The sequence below is a fragment of the Caulobacter sp. DMC95 genome (assembly GCF_056313785.1).
Map to the genome: position 1 here is coordinate 772961 of NZ_JBQUZP010000002.1, position 18539 is coordinate 791499.

Here is an 18539-nt window from a genome sequence, read left to right on the forward strand (position 1 = left end):
CCTGAAAGACCGAGGCTCCGGTGACCCTTCCCGCCCCCAACGCTCTGGCCGAGGTTGTGCTGCCCGGCCTGCCCAATCACTATCGCGGCAAGGTACGGGACAACTACGACCTGCCAGATGGCCGCCGCGTGATCGTGGCCTCGGACCGCCTGAGCGCTTTCGACCGCAACCTGTGCGCGGTGCCCGGCAAGGGGCAGGTGCTGACCCAGACGGCGCGGTTCTGGTTCGACGCCACGGCGGACATCTGCCCGAACCACGTCCTGGCCTATCCCGACCCAAACGTGCTGATCGGCAAGCGTCTCGAGATGCTGCCGGTCGAGCTGGTGGTGCGCGGCTATCTGGCGGGGACCACCTCGACCTCGATCCTGACGCTGTACAACAAGGGCGAGCGCCAGATGTACGGCGTGACCCTGCCGGACGGCCTGAAGGCCAATCAGCGTCTGCCGCAAGCCATTCTGACCCCGACCAGCAAGGCCGCAGACGGCGATCACGACGCGCCGTTGTCGCCGGAGGAGGTCCTGGCCCAGGGGCTGGTGACGCCGGCTCAGTGGGAGCAGCTCAGCGCCTACGCCCTGGCGCTGTTCGCGCGGGGTCAGCAGATGGCCGCCGAACGGGGCCTGATCCTGGCCGACACCAAATACGAGTTCGGTCTCGACGAGACCGGCGCGATCGTGCTGGCCGACGAGATCCACACGCCCGATAGCAGCCGGTTCTGGCGCGCGGACACCTACGAGGCCCGGTTCGCAGCCGGCCAGCGTCCGGACAGCTTCGACAAGGATTTCGTCCGCGCCTGGGTCGCCGAACGCTGCGACCCCTACAACGACCCGATCCCCGAGATCCCGGCCGAACTGATCGAGCGGACCTCGGCGGTCTATATCGAGGCGTTCGAGGCGATCACGGGGCAGACGTTTGAGGCGCCCGCCGCCGATCAGCCGGTGATGGCCCGGGTGAAGCGCAACCTCGACGCCTATCTGGCGGGATAGGGCGCTCAGTCCGGCGGATTCTGCTCGAATTGAAGCGCGTCCTCATGCAGGCGATGCCAAGGCGGCGCGCTGGCCATCCACATGTCGGCCTGCACCTTGAAGTCCGACGCGTCGTCGAGACCGCCCACCTTCACCGCGACCATGTGCCGGTTCTTGTCAGGTCGCGAGAAGATGTGGACGCCGCAGGTCCCGCAGAAGTACGAGCCGCCGCTCGTGTCGCTGGCCTTGAACACACGAGGCTCCCCGGCGGTCACCTCTAGTGCGTCCGCCGGGAACACCATGGTCAGGTTCGGTGAGCCACCCGCCACGTACTGGCAGTCCCGGCAGTGGCAGGCGATGTGGAACAGCGGCGACGCCGTCACGGTGTAGCGGATCTCGCCGCAGCGGCAGCCGCCGGTTCTGCTGGTTGTCACCGTCCCGACCTACTTGCCGCCCGCGTAGTCCTTGATCAGGCCGAACAGGAAGTCGCGTCCCTCGTAGAGCGACTGGACGCGCATGCGCTCGTTGAGGCCGTGGGCGCCCGTGCCGTCCGGCCCATGGAACAGGCCGGTGACGCCATAGGTCGGAATGCCCGCCGCGCTGGTGTGGACCGCGTCAGTCGCGCCGGTCGACATGACCGGCAGGATCGGAACGCCGGGCCAAAGCTTGGCGGCGTTCTTCTGTATGGGGCTCATGATCGCGGGCGTCAGCGGCGGGGGCGGTGAGGCCGGCTTGGAGTCGTGGGCCAGGGTCACGCCGACCGCCGGATCCGCAGCCAGCTCGGTCAGCTTGGCCTTGACCTCATCAATAGGCGTGCCCGGCAGGATGCGGCAGTTGATGTTCGCCGTGGCCCGCTGGGGCAGGGCGTTCGGTGCGTGGCCCGCGTTGACCATGGTGGCGACGCAGGTGGTCCGTAGCATCGAGTTCCAGGTACGGTCCTTGGTGATCAGGGCCAGCGCCGCCGGATCGTTGATGTCGGCGACCAAGGCCTTCATGGCCGTCGCCTGTTCGGGCGTGACCCGCGCCTGCATCTGGGTGAAGTAGCCGCGCGTGGCGTCGTTGAAGCGTGGCGGGAACGGATAATCACCGATCCGGTCAAGGGCTGCGGACAGCTGGTAGATCGCATTGGGCGACGTGGGCCGGCTGGAGTGCCCGCCCGGATTGGTCACGGTCAGAGTGAAGTCCTGATAGACCTTCTCGCCCGCCTGGACTTCCAGAATAACCGCCTTGCCTTGCTCATCCAGCAAGCCCGAGGCGCCTTCGTTCAGGGCGAACTCGGCGTCAACGAGGGGGCGATGGTTCTTCACCAGGTCCTCGATGCCGTTGTAACCCTCGCTTTCCTCGCCGCAGGTCAGCGCCATCTTGATGTCGCGCTTGGGCTTGAAGCCCGCCTGCTTCAGCCGGATCAGGCTGTCGACCCAGATGGCGGCCTGGGCCTTATCGTCCGACGTACCGCGTCCGTAGAAGTAGCCGTTCTCCTCGACCAGCTTGAACGGATCGCGGGTCCAGTCCTCGCGCTTGGCCTCGACCACGTCGATGTGGGCCAGCAGCAACATTGGCTTTGTCTTGGCATCGCTTCCGCGCAGCACTGCGACGAGGCTGCCTTCACGGGGATGCTTGGGCTCGACCACGACCTTGACGTCGGCCTCGGGATAGCCCGCCGCCTTCAGCCGTGCGCCCATCGCCTCGGCGGCGGCGGTGCAGGAGCCGACCGACAGGGTCGTGTTGATCTCGACGAGTTCCTGGTAGAGCGCCCGGAAGGCCGCCTGGTCGGGACTGAGGGGCTTGGGAGCCGCTCCGGTCTGCGCGTTTGCGGCCGTCGCCAGCGCCATCAACGCGCCCGCCGTCATCCATGCCATCGGCTTCATCGAAAATCGTCTCCCCAAGATCGTATGGCGCGCAGCAGAGCTTGCCTCGCGGCTGCGCGCAAGGGGGCGCGGTTAACCGCCCGTTAGCAAAGGACTGGCTTTTCGTGGGGGCGCGAAAAGGCGATGGTGCGAGAACACATGATGAACGCGAATCGCACCCCCATTCGAATTCTGGGCCTGGATCCGGGCCTGCGCCGCACCGGCTGGGGTGTGTTGTCGGTCGAGGGGTCGCGCATGACCCACGTCGCCCACGGTGTGATCGCCCCTGACGAGAAGGCCGATTTCGCCGACCGGTTGCTGCACCTGTTCGAGGGGATCACGGCGGTGATCGAGCATCATCGCCCCGACGAGGCGGCGGTCGAGGAGGTGTTCCTCAACACCAACGCGCAATCGACCCTGAAGCTGGGGCACGCCCGCGCCGCCGCCCTGATCGCCCCCGCCCGCGCCGGCTTACTCGTGGCCGAGTACTCGACGCGTCTGGTCAAGAAGGCGGTGGTTGGAACCGGCGCGGCGGACAAGGCTCAGATTGGTTTCATGATCGCGCGGCTGCTGCCCACGGCGGGCAAGACAACGGCCGATTGCGCCGACGCGCTCGCCGTCGCCATCACCCACGCCAACCTGCGAGTCGCCAATCGGAGGGTCGCATGATCGGACGTTTGCGCGGCGCCGTCGCCGAGGTCGGCGAGGAGGAGGCCCTGATCGACGTCATGGGCGTGGGCTATTTGGTTCGCTGTGGCTATCGCACGCTCCAGCGTCTGCCGGCGCTGGGCGAAGAAACGCTGCTGCATATCGAGAGCCAGTGGAGCGAAAGCGCGGGCCTCCGGCTCTATGGTTTCCTGACGCGCGAGGATCGCCGCGCTTTCGTTCTGCTGCAGGCCATTCAGGGCGTCGGGCCCAAGGCGGCCATGGCGGTGCTGGACGTGCTGTCGCCGGGCGAGCTGGCCAGCGCTGTCGCCCGGGAGGACAAGGCCGCCGTCGGTCGCGCTAACGGGGTGGGGCCCAAACTGGCCTTGCGCATCGTCACCGAGCTGAAGGACAAACCGATCACCGACGGGCCGGTGCTGATGAGCGCCCCGACCTCGTCCGCGCCGTCCGCGCCCGCCAAGCCCGCGCCGACCGGTGACGCGGTGGCCGCCCTGATGGGCCTGGGCGTCGCCGAGGTGAACGCCCGTCGCGTGGTCGAGGCCGCCGCCGCTGAACTGGGTGAAGAGGCCACTGTCCAAGCGCTGATCAAGGCGGGCCTGAAGGAGCTTGGGCGATGACCCGCGTCATCTCCGGCGAGCCCCAGCACGGCGACCTCGCGCCTGCCGACCGCGCCCTGCGGCCGCAGACCCTTGCGGAGTTCGTCGGTCAAGAGCAGGCCAAGGGCAATCTCCGCGTTTTCATCGAGGCCGCCAAAGGGCGGGGCGAGGCCCTGGACCACGTCCTGCTGTTCGGCCCGCCTGGCCTTGGCAAGACCACCTTGGCCCAGATCGTCGCCCGCGAACTGGGCGTGAACTTCCGCGCCACTTCGGGTCCGGTGTTGAACAAGCCGGGCGATCTGGCGGCCATCCTGACCAATCTCGAGGCCAACGACGTCCTGTTCATCGACGAGATCCATCGCCTGTCGTCGAACGTCGAGGAGATCCTTTATCCCGCCATGGAAGACCATGTGCTGGATCTGGTGATTGGTGAGGGGCCCTCGGCGCGCTCGATCCGCATCGACCTGGCGCCGTTCACCCTCGTGGCGGCCACGACGCGGGCGGGCATGCTGGCGACCCCGCTGCGCGACCGCTTCGGCATCCCGATCCGGCTGGAGTTCTACACCCCAGCCGAGCTGCGCCATGTGCTGCAGCACGCCGCCCGCAAGATGGGCGCGCCCTTGACCGACGACGGCGCCGACGAGATCGCCAAGCGGGCGCGAGGGACGCCGCGTGTCGCCGGTCGTCTTCTGCGTCGGGTCCGCGACTTCGCGACGGCCGATGGCGCGACCAGCATCGACCGCAAGGCGGCCGCCATGGCCCTGGCCCGGCTGGAGGTCGACGAAAGCGGCCTCGACAGCCTGGACCGGCGTTACCTGCGCGCCATGATTGAAAACTATGGCGGCGGACCGGTGGGCGTCGAAACCATCGCCTACGCCATCGCCGAGGCCCGCGACGCCGTCGAGGACGTGATCGAGCCCTATCTGATGCAGCAGGGCTTCATCCAGCGTACGCCGCGCGGTCGGATGGCCTGCGGCAAGGCCTATCTGCACCTGGGCCTGACCCCGCCCGCCGCCCCGCCCGGGCAGGCTAGCCTTTTCGACGAGGGCTGACAGCGTGCGCGCGATCCGTCTGTTCACCGCCGGCCTCGCCGCTGCGAGCCTCGCAGCCTCTCTGGTCGCGATCAGCGCCGCCGGCGCGCCGCGCAACGCTCTGATCGTCCAGGGCCTTGCCGTGGTCCTCGCCCTGGGCCTGACGCTGCTGGTCGGTAGGTTCTGGCGCCGGGCCCGCTGGCGCCTGTGGCTGCTGATCGCCGCCTGCGGCCTCGCCTTGGTCGTGACCCTGATGAACGGCGTCTCGCTGGAAGGCGCCAAGCGTTGGTTGGCGCTCGGACCTGTCCAACTGCATACCGCGTCGATCGTCCTGCCGTTCGCGGCCTGGGCTTTCGCCAAGGGCTTCGGCGACCGGCGCGCGGCGCCGATCGCGGCCTTGCTGGCCTTCCTGCTGCTGTATCAACACGACGCGGCGTCGTCCCTGGCCTGGGCGCTGGCGCTCGCGGCGGCGGCGCTGGTGGAGCGTCCGCGTCAGGCGACGCCCTGGGCGTGCGTGGCCATCGCCGCTCTGTTGGCCTACGGCGCCTGGGTCGAACCTGACACCTTGCCGGCTGTGCCCTATGTTGAGGGTCTCTTGGAGCAGACGTTCGCCGTCAGTCCGTTGCTTGGCGTTCTGGCCGGAGTGTTGATGATCAGTCTGCCGGCGCCCTTCCTTCTGGTCGCCCGCGCGCGGCCTGAGCGTCGCGCCGAAGCGCTCGCCCTAGCCGCCCTGTGGGCCGGCTGGATCGCCGGGAACCTGTTTGGAAACTATCCCGCGCCCGTTCTAGGCTATGGCGCTGCGCCAATCCTGGCCTGGGGCCTGTCCCTGGGTCTGGTGCTCGGTGGCCCCGTCAACCAGGACTCGCCCGCGTCATGACCGAGCCCACCGCCGGCGCCTTTGAGGGGCGCGAGCACCAACTGCCCGTCCGCATCTACTACGAGGACACCGACTTCTCGGGGATTGTCTATCACGCCAACTACCTGCGCTATCTGGAGCGCGGACGGAGTGACTTCTTCCGGCTAGCCGGCATCTCGCACACCGAACTGGCGCAGCAAGACACCGCCTTTGCGATCATCCGCATGGAGTTGGACTTCAAGCGCTCGGCGCGGATCGACGACGCCCTGCTGGTGCGCACCACCTATGACCGGGTCGAGGGCGCAAGGCTGTTCGTGACCCAGAAGATCACGCGCGGCGCCGATGTTGTGCTGGAGGCCAAGGGCGTGGCGGTCTGCATCAGCCTGTCGGGACGCCCGCGCCGGCCGACGGCGGAGATGCTGGCCAAGCTTTCACCCTGGCTGACGCCCATCCAAAGCTGAGCGATGTCGAATTTCGGGATCGCTCGACGATTGTCATAGTTTCACCCCAGCGCCGCTTCATGCCATACGGCGCTCTCCAGTCCTGATCAGACGACCCAACGGAGCCTATCCCGAATGGACGCCGCGGCCGCCGCCCCGAATTTCTCGTTCTTCGCCCTTTTCATGCAAGCCGACTGGGTCGTGAAGGGCGTCATGATCGGTCTGATCCTGGCCTCGCTGGGATCGTGGGCCGTGATCCTGGACAAGATTTTCCGCTTCCAAGCGCTCAACCGCGCGGCCGACCGCTTCGAAGAGCAGGTCAGCGGCGGGCGCTCGCTGGAAGATGTCGCGGGCGAGGCCGGCGCCAACCCGCGTCACGCTCTGCCGCGCATGCTGCAGGCGGCGCTCAAGGAATGGCGCGACGCCAAGGCCAAGGGCGCGATGAGCGAGAACCAGGCCGGCTTCCTGATCGCCCGTATCGACCGGATTTTGGATACGCAGATCGCCCGCGAGACCACCAAGGTTGAAGAGGGCCTCGGCAGCCTCGCCATTGTGGCCACCGCCTCGCCGTTCATCGGCTTGTTCGGCACGGTGTGGGGCATCATGCACGCGTTCCAGAACATCGCCCTGTCGAAGAACACCTCGCTGGCCGTCGTGGCGCCGTCGATCGCCGAGGCGCTGTTCGCGACGGCCATTGGCCTGATCGCCGCCATCCCGGCCTATATCGCCTACAACAAGTTCTCGACCGACGCGGGCAAGTACGCAGGACGCCTGGAAGGCTTCGCCGACGACCTGTCGACCGCGATCCAGCGCCGTCTGGCCGAGCGGGTCTAGTCCGATGGCGATGTCCTCCAACGACGCCTTCGCCACGGGCGGGCGCCGGGGTCGCCGCCGCGGCCGCCGCTCGCGTGGAGCGCTGTCCGAGATCAACGTCACGCCGCTGGTCGACGTAATGCTGGTGCTGCTGATCATCTTCATGATCAGCGCGCCGCTGCTGACCGCCGGCGTGCCGCTGGAACTGCCCAAGACCGAAGCCGCAGCCCTGCAGAACCAGGACGAGCCGATCACCGTGTCGATCCGCAAGGACGGCCAGATCTTTGTCGGCGAGACGCAGATCCCGTTCGAGAACCTGGCGCCGCGTATCGGCGCCATCGCGGGCGACGGCTATGACAAGCCGATCTTCGTGCGCGCCGATGGCGGCGCGACCTATGCCGTGGTCGCCCAGGTCATGGCGGGCCTCTCGAACGCCGGCTTTAACAAGATCAACCTCATCACCGAGACGGGCGGTCCCTCGACCGGCGCGGCCCCGCGCGACGCCCAGCCGGAAGGCGCGGCCGACCTGCGGCCCGCGCAGTAGGAGCGGCATGAGCGCCCGCCGCGAACAAGCACTGTCCCCGGGGCTGCTGGGCTCGATAGCGTTGCATGGCGCTGTCGCGGCCGTGATCGCGTTCGGCCTGCCTTGGAAGCGGTCTGAGCCGATCACCATTGGCGAGTCGGTGCCGGTCACGATCGTCACCAACGGCCCGACCAATGTGCGCCCCGCCGAGGAGGCGCTGGAAGAACAGACCGCTCAGACCCCGGATCCGACGCCCGAGGCGACGCCGCAGCCGCCCGCGCCGACTCCGTCTCCGACGCCGACCCCGGCCCCCGCGCCACCGCCCAAGCCCACACCGACGCCGAAGCCCACCCCGACCCCTACGCCGGCGAAGCCAAAGCCGCAGAAAAAGAGTGAGAGCGACTTCTTCGCCTCCCTCGAGGCGTCGATCGCCAAGACCCAGAAGGCGAGCGGCAAGCCCACGGCCAACGCCGCCAAGGGCCCGGCGCGCGCCGAGACGTCCGTGTCGGCGCGTCCGGCGATGGGAGCGGCCACGGGCTTGTCCGCCGCCGCCCTCGGGCGCTTGCAGGGCGAGGTCCAGGATCGCTGGAACCCTAATTGTGAGGTCGAAGGCGGCGCCAACGTCAATGTCAGGGTCGTCTTTGTCATCGGCCCCGGCGGTCGTGTCGTCGGCCAGCCGGAGTCACCCGGTACGTCCTCGCCGGATCCCGTCGTGAAGGCCGCCTCTGACCGCGCGATCCGCGCGCTGTTCGCCGCCTCGCCGTTCGCCTATCTGCCCTCCGACCTGTACGGTCAGAAAATCGCCCTCAACTTCAACGCAAAACAGGCCTGTTCGCGTTGAGGCTTGAAAAGACGGACAAGGAGACCCTGATGCGCCTTAAAGCCCTGCTGCTGATGGTCGTCGCTCTGCTGAGCGGCGCGGCCCTCGTCACCCCGGCCGCTGCGCAGATCGAGGTCGACATCAATGCGGGCGCGGTCAAGCCGCTGCCGATCGCGGTCCCGGCCTTCTCCGGTTCGCCGCGTGGCGCCGAGATCGCGCAGGTCATCACGGGCAATCTGGAGCGCTCGGGCCTCTTCCAGCCGCTGAACGTCACCGGCGTCGCCGACAAGCTGGCCGACGTCAACGTGCAGCCGCGCTTCCCCGACTGGCAGGCCACGGGCGCTCAGGCGCTGATCAACGGCCAGGTCACGGTCGGCGCCGACGGCGGCCTGCGGGTGGACTTCCGTCTGTGGGACGTCTTCAGTCAACAGCAGCTGCTGGGCCTGCAGTTCTCGTCCACGCCCGACAACTGGCGCCGGGTGGCGCATAAGATCAGCGACGCCGTCTATGAGCGACTGACGGGCGAGAAGGGCTATTTCGACACCCGGGTGGCCTTCGTCGCCGAAAGCGGCCCCAAGCTGAACCGCGTCAAGCGTCTGGCGATCATGGATCAGGACGGCGCCAACCCGCAGTACCTGACCGACGGCTCGTACATCGTCATGACGCCGCGCTTCTCGTCGACGAGCCAGGAACTGACCTACATGGCCCTGCGGCCGACCGGGTCGTCGATCTACTTGCTGAACCTCGAGACCAGCCGGCAGGAAACCGTCGGTAAGTTCCCGGGCATGGTGTTCGCGCCCCGCTTCTCGCCGGATGGCAGCAAGGTCGCCTTTTCGGTGGAGCGCAACGGCAACAGCGACATCTACGTGATGGATCTGCGCTCGCGAGCGACCACACGCATCACGACCGATCCGGCCATCGACACCTCGCCGTCGTTCTCGCCGGACGGGACCAAGATCGTGTTCAACTCCGACCGAGGCGGTCAGGCCCAGATCTATGTGATGAACACCGATGGTTCCGGCGTGCGTCGCATCTCCTATGGCGGCGGCCGCTACACCACTCCGGTCTGGAGCCCGCGTGGCGACTTCATCGCCTTCACCAAGCAGACGGGCGGTGAATTCCACATCGGGGTCATGCGCGCCGATGGCGGCGATGAGCGCCTGCTGACCACCAGCTATCTGGATGAAGGCCCCACCTGGGCGCCTAATGGGCGGGTGCTGATGTTCTTCCGGGAAGGCGCGAGCGGCAATCCGAGGCTCTGGACGGTCGACATCACGGGACGGATCTTGCGCCCGGCCGCGTATGGCGGTTCGGCTTCAGACCCGGCCTGGTCGCCCCTTCTGGACTGAAGCGGCGATAGCCGCGCGCAACCTTAACCATCGTTGCGCGTTCCCGGTCGAGGATGGTCCCTGCGGCCGCTATTCCCGCCGCAAGTGAATCCGTATCGTCTGGTGGGCATCTGACATCATTGTGAGGCTTGGTCAGACATTTAGAGGGTCCATTCCAAGCGTTGCGCAGGTATGGATCAAAGCAGAGTTTCGTAGACTTGAGGAGAAACTGGATGAGCTTCGACACCCAGCGCGCCGTTCGACTGGCGCTCGTCGGCCTAGCCGCCGCCTCGCTCGCCGCGTGCGCTTCGCGTCCGAAGCCCCAGCCTGTCACGCCGCCGCCCGCGCCGCAGCCGACGCAGCCGACGCCCTACACGCCGCCGGCCCAGCCGCCGGTGACGAGCGGCATCCTGCCCGGCTCGGTGCAGGACTTCGTCGTGAATATTGGCGATCGTGTTTATTTCGACACCGACGAATATGTGATCCGCGCCGACGCCCAGCCGGTTCTGGCCGGGCAGGCCCAGTGGCTGAACCGCTATCCTGGCGTGCGCATCCGCATCGAAGGCAACGCCGATGAGCGCGGCACCCGCGAGTACAACCTGGCGCTTGGCGCCCGCCGCGCGAACGCCGTGCGTGATTTCCTGATCGCCCAGGGCGTCTCTGGCGCCCGCATCGAGACCATTTCGTTCGGCAAGGAACGCCCGATCGATCCGGGTTCGAGCGAGGAAGCTTGGGCCAAGAACCGTAACGGCCGCACGGCGATCACGGACGGCGCTCGCTAAGACGCTTTCAGACAGGGCGGCTTCTCAAGCGAGAAGCCGCCCTAGTTTTGTCTCGGCTCTATCGGTAAATCACAGCCATGACGCTGAAACACGCCCTGCTCGCTTTCCTGTTCGCCTCCACCGCCGCCGTGGCGGTCGCCCAGACCCCGTTGCCGCCGGCCGACCCCTTGGACGATCGTTCGGCCAAGCGCGTCGAGCGGATGGAAAAGGTCGTGCGCGAGCTGCGCGCGATCGTGTTCCAGGGACGGGATACCGGTAAGCCTGTGGTCGTGCAGCCGGCCGAGACCGACGCGCAGATCGCGGCGCTGAACGAGCGCGTGTCCGACCTCGAGCAGACCCTGACGCGGCTGAATGGACAGAACGAGGCGACGAACTTCGAACTGACCAAGGCCCAGCGCGCCGCCGCCGAGCAGAAAGCGCGCGCGGACGCTCTGGAGCAGCGGCTGGCGGCGATTGAAAAAACGCTGGCTGATCTCCAGACAGCGGCGAGCGCTCAGGCGCCAGTGGCCCTGGCCGGAGATGTCCCCCCGCCGCCCGCGCCGCCCGCCGACCCGGCGGTGGCGTTCAAGCAGGCCAAGGATCTGCTGCTGGCGGGCGACTACGCCAACGCCGAGCAGGCGTTCGCCGCCTATGTGAACAACTACCCGGACACGCCCAGGGCTTCTGAGGCGCGTTACTGGCTGGGCGAGACGCAGTTCGTGCGTGAAGCCTATACCGACGCTGCGGGCAACTACATCGGCGCCATTCGAGGCTGGCCGCAGACCAGCTGGGCGCCCGACGCGACCCTAAAGCTGGCTCGGTCGATGGTGGCGCTAAAGAAGACCGCCGAGGCTTGCCGGACGCTCGACGAGCTGACCAAGCGCTATCCCAAGGCGCCCGCCCAGGTGAACTCGCGCGCGGCTTCCACCCGCGTCGCGGCCAAGTGCGCCTAGATCAGGTTCGAGCCGCCCTCGACCGGCGGCTCGATCCATCGTCTCCCGCGCCCATAGCCGTTGGCTTTTCCGGCGGCGGGGACTCGCTGTTCTTGCTCAAGACCGTCCTGGCTTGGGCGCGACCAAAGGGCCGCCCTGTCTTGGCCCTCGTCGTTGATCACCGGCTTCAGCCCGACAGCCAAGCCTGGACGGACCAGGCGCTCGTCAAGGCGCGCGCGTTGGACGCCGAGGCCCGGGCGTTGATCTGGACCGGTGACAAGCCCCAGACGGGTCTCCCCGCCGCTGCGCGACGCGCACGGCATGCGCTGCTGGCGAACGCCGCGCGTCAGGCCGGGGCTCGGGTCCTGGTCCTGGGCCATACAGCCAGCGACCTCGCCGAGGGCGCGGCCATGCGGGCTGCAGGCTCCTCGGTCTCAGATCCAAGGGAATGGGCGCCCTCGCCGGTATGGCCTGCGGGGCGGGGGATCTTCGTTCTGCGGCCTCTGCTGTCGCTGACGCGCGCAGACATCCGAGACCGCCTTGCGCGGGAGGGAGAAGCCTGGCTCGAAGATCCGGCTAACCTTGACCTGCGCTATGCGCGAGCCCGCGCGCGGGCCATGGGCTCCCTGGCGCCGCCGGAGACTTTTCTCAAAGCGCTCCCGCCGCCGGCGTTTGAGGTCGACGCCGCCGGCGTGATCCGCCTGACGCGCGACGTCGCTCCGGCGCATCTGGCGGCCGCGCTCCTTTGCGCCAGTGGAACCGAGCGCCCGCCTCGGGGGGAGCGCCTGGCGCGGCTGGTCGAGCGCGTTCGCGCGGGGGAGGCCTTCACGGCCACGCTTGCGGGCGCGCGCGTCCACGCGACATCGGAGATCCAGGTCTGCCGCGACGCGGGCGAAGTCGCTCGGGGCGGCCTCGCGCGCCTGGATCTCGCGCCCGATCAAATCGGCGTTTGGGATGGCCGCTGGGAAATTGTCGCCGGCGACCGACCCGTGACGGTTGGGCCCCTGAAGGGACAGTCAGCCCGCCTGGAGCCGCAGCAGCGCGCCAGACTGGCCACGATCGCCGCCGTAGCGCGCCCTTCGCTGCCTTTGATGATGGGGACTCTGCGCGACGGGTCGGGGGAGCTGATGCTTGACGGCCCGGAGCTTGCAGCCGAAGGAGAGGCGCGTGCGCGTTCGCTCGTTCTGGATCGGTTTAAGGCTGCGGTCGGCCTTTTCGACCAAGAATCCGTGACCTGATGTCACGTCCGTGGCGCAAGCGCTCCCGACCCCCTATCTTGGGTGGTCGAGACCTCTACTCGCTGTGAAGACTCCATTCGCTAGGAAGACAAGGCGTATGAATTTCAGAAACCTGGCCATCTGGCTGGTGATCGTGGCGGTGCTGGGCGGCGTGTTTGTCGTCAGCCAGAACTCGCGCACGAAAAGCGGCGGCGAAATCAGCTACTCTCAGCTGCTCAAGGACGTTGACGCAGGCAAGATCAAGTCGGCCGAGATCGCCGGCCAGACCGTGCTGGCCAAGACCGCCGACAATAAGACCCTCACGGTCAACGCGCCGATGAACTCCGAGGAACTGGTCAACCGCATGGTGGCCAAGAACGCGGATGTGAAGTTCAAGAGCGGCTCGATCAGCTTCCTGGCCATCCTGGTGCAGTTGCTGCCGATCCTGCTGGTGGTGGGCGTCTGGCTGTTCTTCATGCGCCAGATGCAAGGCGGGGCGAAGGGCGCCATGGGCTTCGGAAAGTCCAAGGCCCGTCTGCTGACCGAGAACAAGAACCGCATCACCTTCGAGGACGTCGCCGGCGTCGACGAGGCCAAGGAAGAGCTACAGGAGGTCGTCGACTTCCTGAAAGACCCGGCCAAGTTCCAGCGCCTGGGCGGCAAGATTCCCAAGGGCGCCCTGCTGGTCGGTCCTCCGGGCACAGGTAAGACCCTGATCGCCCGCGCCGTTGCGGGTGAGGCCGGCGTGCCGTTCTTCACGATCTCGGGTTCGGACTTCGTCGAGATGTTCGTCGGCGTCGGCGCCAGCCGCGTCCGGGACATGTTCGAGCAGGCCAAGAAGAACGCCCCCTGCATCATCTTCATCGACGAGATCGACGCCGTCGGTCGCCATCGCGGCGCCGGTCTTGGTGGCGGCAACGACGAGCGTGAGCAGACCCTCAACCAGCTGCTGGTCGAGATGGACGGCTTCGAGGCCAATGAAGGCATCATTCTGATCGCCGCCACCAACCGTCCCGACGTTCTGGACCCGGCCCTGTTGCGTCCGGGCCGCTTCGACCGTCAGGTCGTGGTCCCGAACCCCGACGTCGCCGGTCGCGAAAAGATCATCCGCGTGCACATGAAGAACGTGCCGCTGGCGGCCGATGTCGACGTCAAGACGCTGGCGCGCGGCACGCCGGGCTTCTCGGGCGCGGACTTGGCTAACCTCGTCAACGAAGCCGCCCTGATGGCCGCCCGCAAGAACCGCCGCATGGTTACCATGCAAGACTTCGAGCAGGCTAAGGACAAGGTCATGATGGGCGCTGAGCGCCGTTCGATGGCCATGAACGAGGAAGAAAAGAAGCTGACGGCCTATCACGAGGGCGGCCACGCCATCGTGGCGCTGAACGTGCCGATGGCTGATCCGGTGCACAAGGCCACGATCGTGCCGCGTGGCCGCGCCCTGGGCATGGTCATGCAGTTGCCGGAAGGCGACCGCTACTCGATGAAGTACCAGCAGATGACCAGCCGTCTGGCTATCATGATGGGTGGTCGGGTGGCCGAGGAGATCATCTTCGGCAAGGAGAACATCACTTCGGGCGCCAGCAGCGACATCAAGGCCGCCACCGACCTGGCCCGCAACATGGTCACCCGCTGGGGTTACTCCGACATCCTGGGCACCGTGGCCTATGGCGACAACCAGGACGAGGTGTTCCTGGGCCACTCGGTCGCTCGCACCCAGAACGTGTCGGAAGAAACTGCGCGTCTGATCGACAGCGAAGTCAAGCGTCTGGTCCAGTATGGTCTGGATGAGGCGCGCCGGATCCTCACGGAAAAGATCGACGACTTGCACACGCTGGGCAAGGCGCTGCTGGAGTATGAAACGCTGTCGGGCGAGGAGATCGCCGGCGTGCTCAAGGGCGAAGCCCCCAAGCGCGAGGAAGAGGAAACCACCACGGCGGTCATCGCGCCGTCCTTGGTGCCCCTGTCTCCGGGCGCAGGCGCCAGCGTCACGGCCTGAGGCCGCCTCCGAGGCACAAGGAACAAGCCGGCTCGAAAGGGCCGGCTTTTTTCTGGACTAGATTTGTCGCGATTGGCGATCTGGCCGGCCGATGCGACCGGGAGCACTAGCGGGCTGGCCGCTCGGGCTGACGCGGTCAGGCATGACGCCAAGCGCGCAAGGGCTTAGAACGCCCTGATGACCGCGCCAACTCGCCCTCGTGTCATGGGCATCGTCAATGTCACGCCCGATAGCTTTTCTGACGGCGGCCAGTTCCTCTCGGCCGCCGACGGGATCGAGCATGCCCGCCGGATGATCGCCCAAGGCGCTGACATCCTCGACATCGGCGGCGAGAGCACCCGGCCGGGCGCGACGCCGGTCTCGGAGTTCGACGAGATTCTGCGGGTGGTCCCCCTGATTGAGGCGATCCGCAAGGCTAGCGACATTCCGATCTCGATCGACACCATGAAGCCTGGCGTGGCGCGTGCGGCGATCAAGGCCGGGGCCACGATCTGGAACGATGTCGCCGCTCTGCGTTTCTCGCCGCAAGCGCCCGAGGTCGCCGCCGAGCTGGGTTGCGAAGTGGTGCTGATGCACATGCTCGGCGAACCCGGGACCATGCAGGACGCGCCTGGCTACGACGACGTCGTGGCCGAGGTCGAAGCCTTCCTGTTGGCGCGAGCGTTTACCGCCATGGCCGCCGGGGTGACCAAGGAGAAAATCTGGCTTGATCCCGGAATCGGCTTTGGCAAGACGCTGGAGCACAATCTCGCCCTGCTGGCCGCCTTGCCGCGCTTTGTGGCCTTGGGCTACCCCATCCTGCTCGGCGCCAGCCGCAAGCGATTCATCGCCGGGATTGATCCTTCGGCCCATGAGGCGACCGATCGTCTGGGCGGCTCAATCGCCGCACACCTAGTCGGAGCTGAGGCGGGCGTAGCGGCCGTGCGGGTCCATGACGTGCGCGAGACCGTCCAGGCGCTGGATGTCCTGCGGGCCGTTCGAAGCGCCGCGCCGCTCGCGTAGCGCGCGACCAAGCGCCCTTTGAGCGCATCTGATTCCCCCCTAAGAACGCTGTATGTCTCAAACTCGCAAAGGTCGCGTTCTCGTCATCGCCGGCTCGGACTCCGGTGGCGGGGCGGGGATCCAGGCCGATATAAAAACCATCACCGCGCTTGGCGGCTATGCGGCGACGGCGATCACCGCTGTCACGGTGCAGAACACCCTGGGCGTCACAGGCGTTCACCCGATCCCGCTGGATGTGATCGCGGCCCAGGCTCGCGCCGTGCTGGATGATATCGGCGCTGACGCCATCAAGACGGGCATGCTGGGCGATGCGGCGGTGGTCGAGACCGTAGCCCAGGCGTTGGATCACGCCGTCGGCGTTCCAGCCGTGGTAGACCCCGTCATGGTCGCCAAGGGCGGCGCTCCGCTTCTGGCCGAGGCGGCGATCGGCGCGGTCAAGAGCCTAATGATCCCGCGCGCGGCCCTGCTCACGCCCAACGCGCCCGAGGCCGCCGCGCTGACCGGACTCACTGTCGAAACCACGGATGATCTGCGGCGCGCGGGTGAGGCCTTGCTGGCCCTAGGCGCCCGTGCGGTTTTGATGAAGGGCGGTCACGTGGCCGGCGAGCGGGTCGTCGACGTCCTGATGACCTCGGCGGGCGAGACCACCTTCGAGGGGGAGCGGATCCAGACGCGCCACACCCACGGGACGGGCTGTACGCTCGCGTCGGGCTGCGCCGCCGGTTTGGCCAAGGGCCTCAAGCTGGAAGAGGCCGTCGCCCAGGCCTGGAACTATGTGCACGAGGCCATGCTGCGCGCGCCGGGATACGGCGCAGGCCACGGCCCCCTTGATCACGGCTGGACCCTGCGGACATGACCTCGAGCCTGGAAGACCGTTTCGTCGATATCGTGCGGGGCGTTCCCACGACGATGCAGGTGCTGAAGACGGTCCGCGCGCTGGATCTGCCTGATTGGATGATCTTCTCGGGCGCTGTGTACCAGCCTGTGTGGAATCACCTGACAGGCCGGGCCCCGGACTACGGCATCAAAGACTATGACGTCGCCTATCACGACGACAGCGACACATCCTATGAAGCCGAGGACGTGGTGATCAAGCGCGTGGCCGCAGCGTTCGAGCCGCCGCTCCGTGATCTCGTGGAGGTTCGGAACCAGGCCCGCGTACACCTGTGGTTTGAGAAGAAGTTCGGCGCCGACGAGCCCTATCCGCCGCTGGAGGACAGCGCTGCAGCGTTGAAGCGCTTTGTGGCGACAGCCTTCTGCGTGGGTGTGCGCCTGGAAGCCGATGACCGTCTCAGCGTGTGGGCCCCGTTTGGGCTTGAAGATCTGTTCGCCATGCGGCTGCGTCCCAATCCTCTGCGATTGAAAGGCGCAGGGGGCTGGGAACGGACGACGGCCTCGGCCAAGGCGCGCTGGCCGGAGATCACGATCGAGCCCTGAGCCTGGATTGTCATCGGGACAATAAAGGCTTTGCCGACCGCGCCCGCCGCGCATAACAGCGATGTCCATCGGATTTCGCTAGAGCTTTCGCCATGCGCCAATGGACCATAGACGCCTTCGCCGACGGACCCTTCAAGGGCAATCCCGCCTGCGTGCTTGAACCCTTTGAGGCTTGGCCGTCGGCGGCGTGGATGCAAGCGCTTGCGGCTGAGAACAATCAGGCCGAAACGGCCTATCTGCTGCGGACCGAAGATCCCGCCCGCTTTGGCTTGCGCTGGTTCACCCCGACGCTCGAGGCGCCGCTATGCGGGCATGCGACGCTGGCGGCGGCGCATGTTCTGTTCGGCGAGTTGGGCGTTGATGTCCCGCTCTTGACGTTCGACACCTTGTCGGGGCCGCTGACGGTGCGCCGAGCCGGCGACGGCCTGGAAATGGACTTTCCCGCCGATCCGCCACGCCGCACCGAAGTCCCGGATGGCCTGGAGGCGGCGCTTGGCGCGAGACCGCGGGAGGTCTGGGCCGGCGCCTACTTGATCGCGGTGATGGACAATGAAGCGACCGTTCGCGGCCTGAACCCCGACCTCGGAGCCCTGAAGGGGATCGGGGGAGAGGCGACTGGCGGTCCGGGTCAAACGGTCGTGGTCGCGAAAGCGGACGAAGGGGCGGACTACGCCGTCGTCAGTCGGTTTTTCGCGCCCGGCTTCGGGATTCCCGAGGACCCCGCGACCGGTTCGGCGCACTGCATCTTGATGCCGCTCTATGGCGAAAGACTTGGGGTGAAGACGCTCAAGTTCCACCAAGCCTATCCGGGGCGGGGCGGGGACCTGGAATGCGAAAGCCGCGGCGCGCGCATTCTGTTGCGCGGCCGCGGCTTCACGGTCATGGAAAGCCAGCTCCGGCTGCAGCCGGGCTAGGTTCGCTTACCAGCGACGGTCTCCGCGATAGTCACGGTCGTGGCCGTAACCATAGCCGTAGTCGCGGTCATGACGCTCATAGCGGATCTGGGCGCTGATGCGGTCGAAGCGACGATCCAGGTCGGCGCGTTCCCAACGGCTCAGGCCGCCACGACGATAGTCATGTTCCAGGCGGGCGGCTTGGCGAAGCTCGGCGCGCAGGCGATAGGCTTCGCTCCGCGTCAGCGAGCCGTTGCGCAGGCCCATATCGATGCGACGCTCCAGCATGTCTTGGCGCTGGTTGATCGACTGGGCCGAGGCCGCGGCGGGAACGGTGGCGGCCGCCAGGGCCGAGACCGCAACGATCGGGATCAGGATCTTCTTCATCGGTTCGGTTCCTCTTCGAATGTCTTCGT

Annotated in this window: 21 protein-coding genes; 18 read left to right on the forward strand and 3 right to left on the reverse strand. The window is 67.2% G+C overall.

The window, feature by feature from the left end:
* The first annotated feature begins 20 nt into the window (after window positions 1-20).
* Window positions 21-983 carry a phosphoribosylaminoimidazolesuccinocarboxamide synthase gene (locus tag ACT53N_RS07765; protein ID WP_476063350.1) on the forward strand — a complete coding sequence of 321 codons (963 nt, stop codon included), beginning with the start codon at window positions 21-23 and terminating at the stop codon, window positions 981-983.
* Between the two features lie 5 nt (window positions 984-988).
* On the opposite strand, the gene ACT53N_RS07770 is transcribed toward ACT53N_RS07765, so the two are convergent.
* Both ACT53N_RS07770 and ACT53N_RS07775 read right to left on the reverse strand, forming a co-directional pair.
* Window positions 989-1330 (reverse strand): GFA family protein, encoded by a 342-nt coding sequence (locus ACT53N_RS07770; RefSeq protein WP_476063409.1) that lies wholly within the window; start codon window positions 1328-1330, stop codon window positions 989-991.
* Between the two features lie 75 nt (window positions 1331-1405).
* On the reverse strand, window positions 1406-2830 hold the full coding sequence (locus ACT53N_RS07775; protein ID WP_476063351.1) for a M20/M25/M40 family metallo-hydrolase: 1425 nt from the start codon (window positions 2828-2830) through the stop codon (window positions 1406-1408).
* Between the two features lie 126 nt (window positions 2831-2956).
* Here ACT53N_RS07775 and ruvC point away from each other — a divergent pair, with 126 nt between their 5' ends.
* The 17 genes from ruvC (at window position 2957) to ACT53N_RS07860 (ending at window position 18144) form a co-directional block, all read left to right on the forward strand.
* Window positions 2957-3478: a crossover junction endodeoxyribonuclease RuvC gene (ruvC, locus tag ACT53N_RS07780; RefSeq protein WP_476063410.1), complete on the forward strand. Its 522-nt coding sequence runs from the start codon at window positions 2957-2959 to the stop codon at window positions 3476-3478.
* On the forward strand, window positions 3475-4092 hold the full coding sequence (gene ruvA / locus ACT53N_RS07785) for a Holliday junction branch migration protein RuvA (protein ID WP_476063352.1): 618 nt from the start codon (window positions 3475-3477) through the stop codon (window positions 4090-4092). The genes ruvC and ruvA overlap by 4 nt, the downstream gene beginning before the upstream one ends.
* A complete protein-coding gene (gene ruvB, locus ACT53N_RS07790; RefSeq protein ID WP_476063353.1) occupies window positions 4089-5123 on the forward strand; it encodes a Holliday junction branch migration DNA helicase RuvB in 1035 nt (344 codons plus the stop codon). Before ruvA ends, ruvB begins: the two co-directional genes overlap by 4 nt.
* A gap of 4 nt (window positions 5124-5127) precedes the next feature.
* Complete coding sequence (locus ACT53N_RS07795) at window positions 5128-5979, forward strand: FtsW/RodA/SpoVE family cell cycle protein (RefSeq protein ID WP_476063354.1); 852 nt, start codon at window positions 5128-5130, stop codon at window positions 5977-5979.
* Window positions 5976-6419, forward strand: coding sequence for a YbgC/FadM family acyl-CoA thioesterase (locus tag ACT53N_RS07800; RefSeq protein ID WP_476063355.1), 444 nt, complete (start codon window positions 5976-5978; stop codon window positions 6417-6419). The genes ACT53N_RS07795 and ACT53N_RS07800 overlap by 4 nt, the downstream gene beginning before the upstream one ends.
* Before the next feature lie 114 nt (window positions 6420-6533).
* Window positions 6534-7232, forward strand: a complete 699-nt coding sequence (tolQ, locus tag ACT53N_RS07805) for a protein TolQ (RefSeq protein ID WP_476063356.1) — start codon at window positions 6534-6536, stop codon at window positions 7230-7232.
* Window positions 7233-7236: 4 nt separating this feature from the next.
* Complete coding sequence (locus ACT53N_RS07810; protein ID WP_096034330.1) at window positions 7237-7755, forward strand: ExbD/TolR family protein; 519 nt, start codon at window positions 7237-7239, stop codon at window positions 7753-7755.
* Between the two features lie 7 nt (window positions 7756-7762).
* Window positions 7763-8575: a cell envelope integrity protein TolA gene (gene tolA / locus ACT53N_RS07815; RefSeq protein ID WP_476063357.1), complete on the forward strand. Its 813-nt coding sequence runs from the start codon at window positions 7763-7765 to the stop codon at window positions 8573-8575.
* Complete coding sequence (gene tolB / locus ACT53N_RS07820) at window positions 8572-9903, forward strand: Tol-Pal system beta propeller repeat protein TolB (protein ID WP_476063358.1); 1332 nt, start codon at window positions 8572-8574, stop codon at window positions 9901-9903. The genes tolA and tolB overlap by 4 nt, the downstream gene beginning before the upstream one ends.
* A gap of 197 nt (window positions 9904-10100) precedes the next feature.
* On the forward strand, window positions 10101-10664 hold the full coding sequence (gene pal / locus ACT53N_RS07825) for a peptidoglycan-associated lipoprotein Pal (protein ID WP_476063359.1): 564 nt from the start codon (window positions 10101-10103) through the stop codon (window positions 10662-10664).
* Between the two features lie 77 nt (window positions 10665-10741).
* Window positions 10742-11596 (forward strand): tol-pal system protein YbgF, encoded by an 855-nt coding sequence (gene ybgF / locus ACT53N_RS07830; RefSeq protein ID WP_476063360.1) that lies wholly within the window; start codon window positions 10742-10744, stop codon window positions 11594-11596.
* Window positions 11587-12813, forward strand: a complete 1227-nt coding sequence (tilS, locus tag ACT53N_RS07835; protein WP_476063361.1) for a tRNA lysidine(34) synthetase TilS — start codon at window positions 11587-11589, stop codon at window positions 12811-12813. The genes ybgF and tilS overlap by 10 nt, the downstream gene beginning before the upstream one ends.
* Window positions 12814-12910: 97 nt before the next feature.
* Window positions 12911-14791: an ATP-dependent zinc metalloprotease FtsH gene (gene ftsH, locus ACT53N_RS07840; RefSeq protein ID WP_476063362.1), complete on the forward strand. Its 1881-nt coding sequence runs from the start codon at window positions 12911-12913 to the stop codon at window positions 14789-14791.
* 177 nt (window positions 14792-14968) lie between these two features.
* Window positions 14969-15793 (forward strand): dihydropteroate synthase, encoded by an 825-nt coding sequence (gene folP / locus ACT53N_RS07845; protein WP_476063363.1) that lies wholly within the window; start codon window positions 14969-14971, stop codon window positions 15791-15793.
* 52 nt (window positions 15794-15845) lie between these two features.
* A complete protein-coding gene (gene thiD / locus ACT53N_RS07850) occupies window positions 15846-16649 on the forward strand; it encodes a bifunctional hydroxymethylpyrimidine kinase/phosphomethylpyrimidine kinase (RefSeq protein ID WP_476063364.1) in 804 nt (267 codons plus the stop codon).
* The gene (locus tag ACT53N_RS07855) at window positions 16646-17230 is read left to right on the forward strand and encodes a nucleotidyltransferase family protein (RefSeq protein ID WP_476063365.1); all 585 of its coding nucleotides are present in this window, start codon (window positions 16646-16648) and stop codon (window positions 17228-17230) included. Before thiD ends, ACT53N_RS07855 begins: the two co-directional genes overlap by 4 nt.
* A 92-nt stretch (window positions 17231-17322) precedes the next feature.
* Complete coding sequence (locus ACT53N_RS07860; protein WP_476063366.1) at window positions 17323-18144, forward strand: PhzF family phenazine biosynthesis protein; 822 nt, start codon at window positions 17323-17325, stop codon at window positions 18142-18144.
* 6 nt (window positions 18145-18150) lie between these two features.
* On the opposite strand, the gene ACT53N_RS07865 is transcribed toward ACT53N_RS07860, so the two are convergent.
* Complete coding sequence (locus tag ACT53N_RS07865) at window positions 18151-18510, reverse strand: hypothetical protein (RefSeq protein WP_476063367.1); 360 nt, start codon at window positions 18508-18510, stop codon at window positions 18151-18153.
* Window positions 18511-18539: the final 29 nt, after the last annotated feature.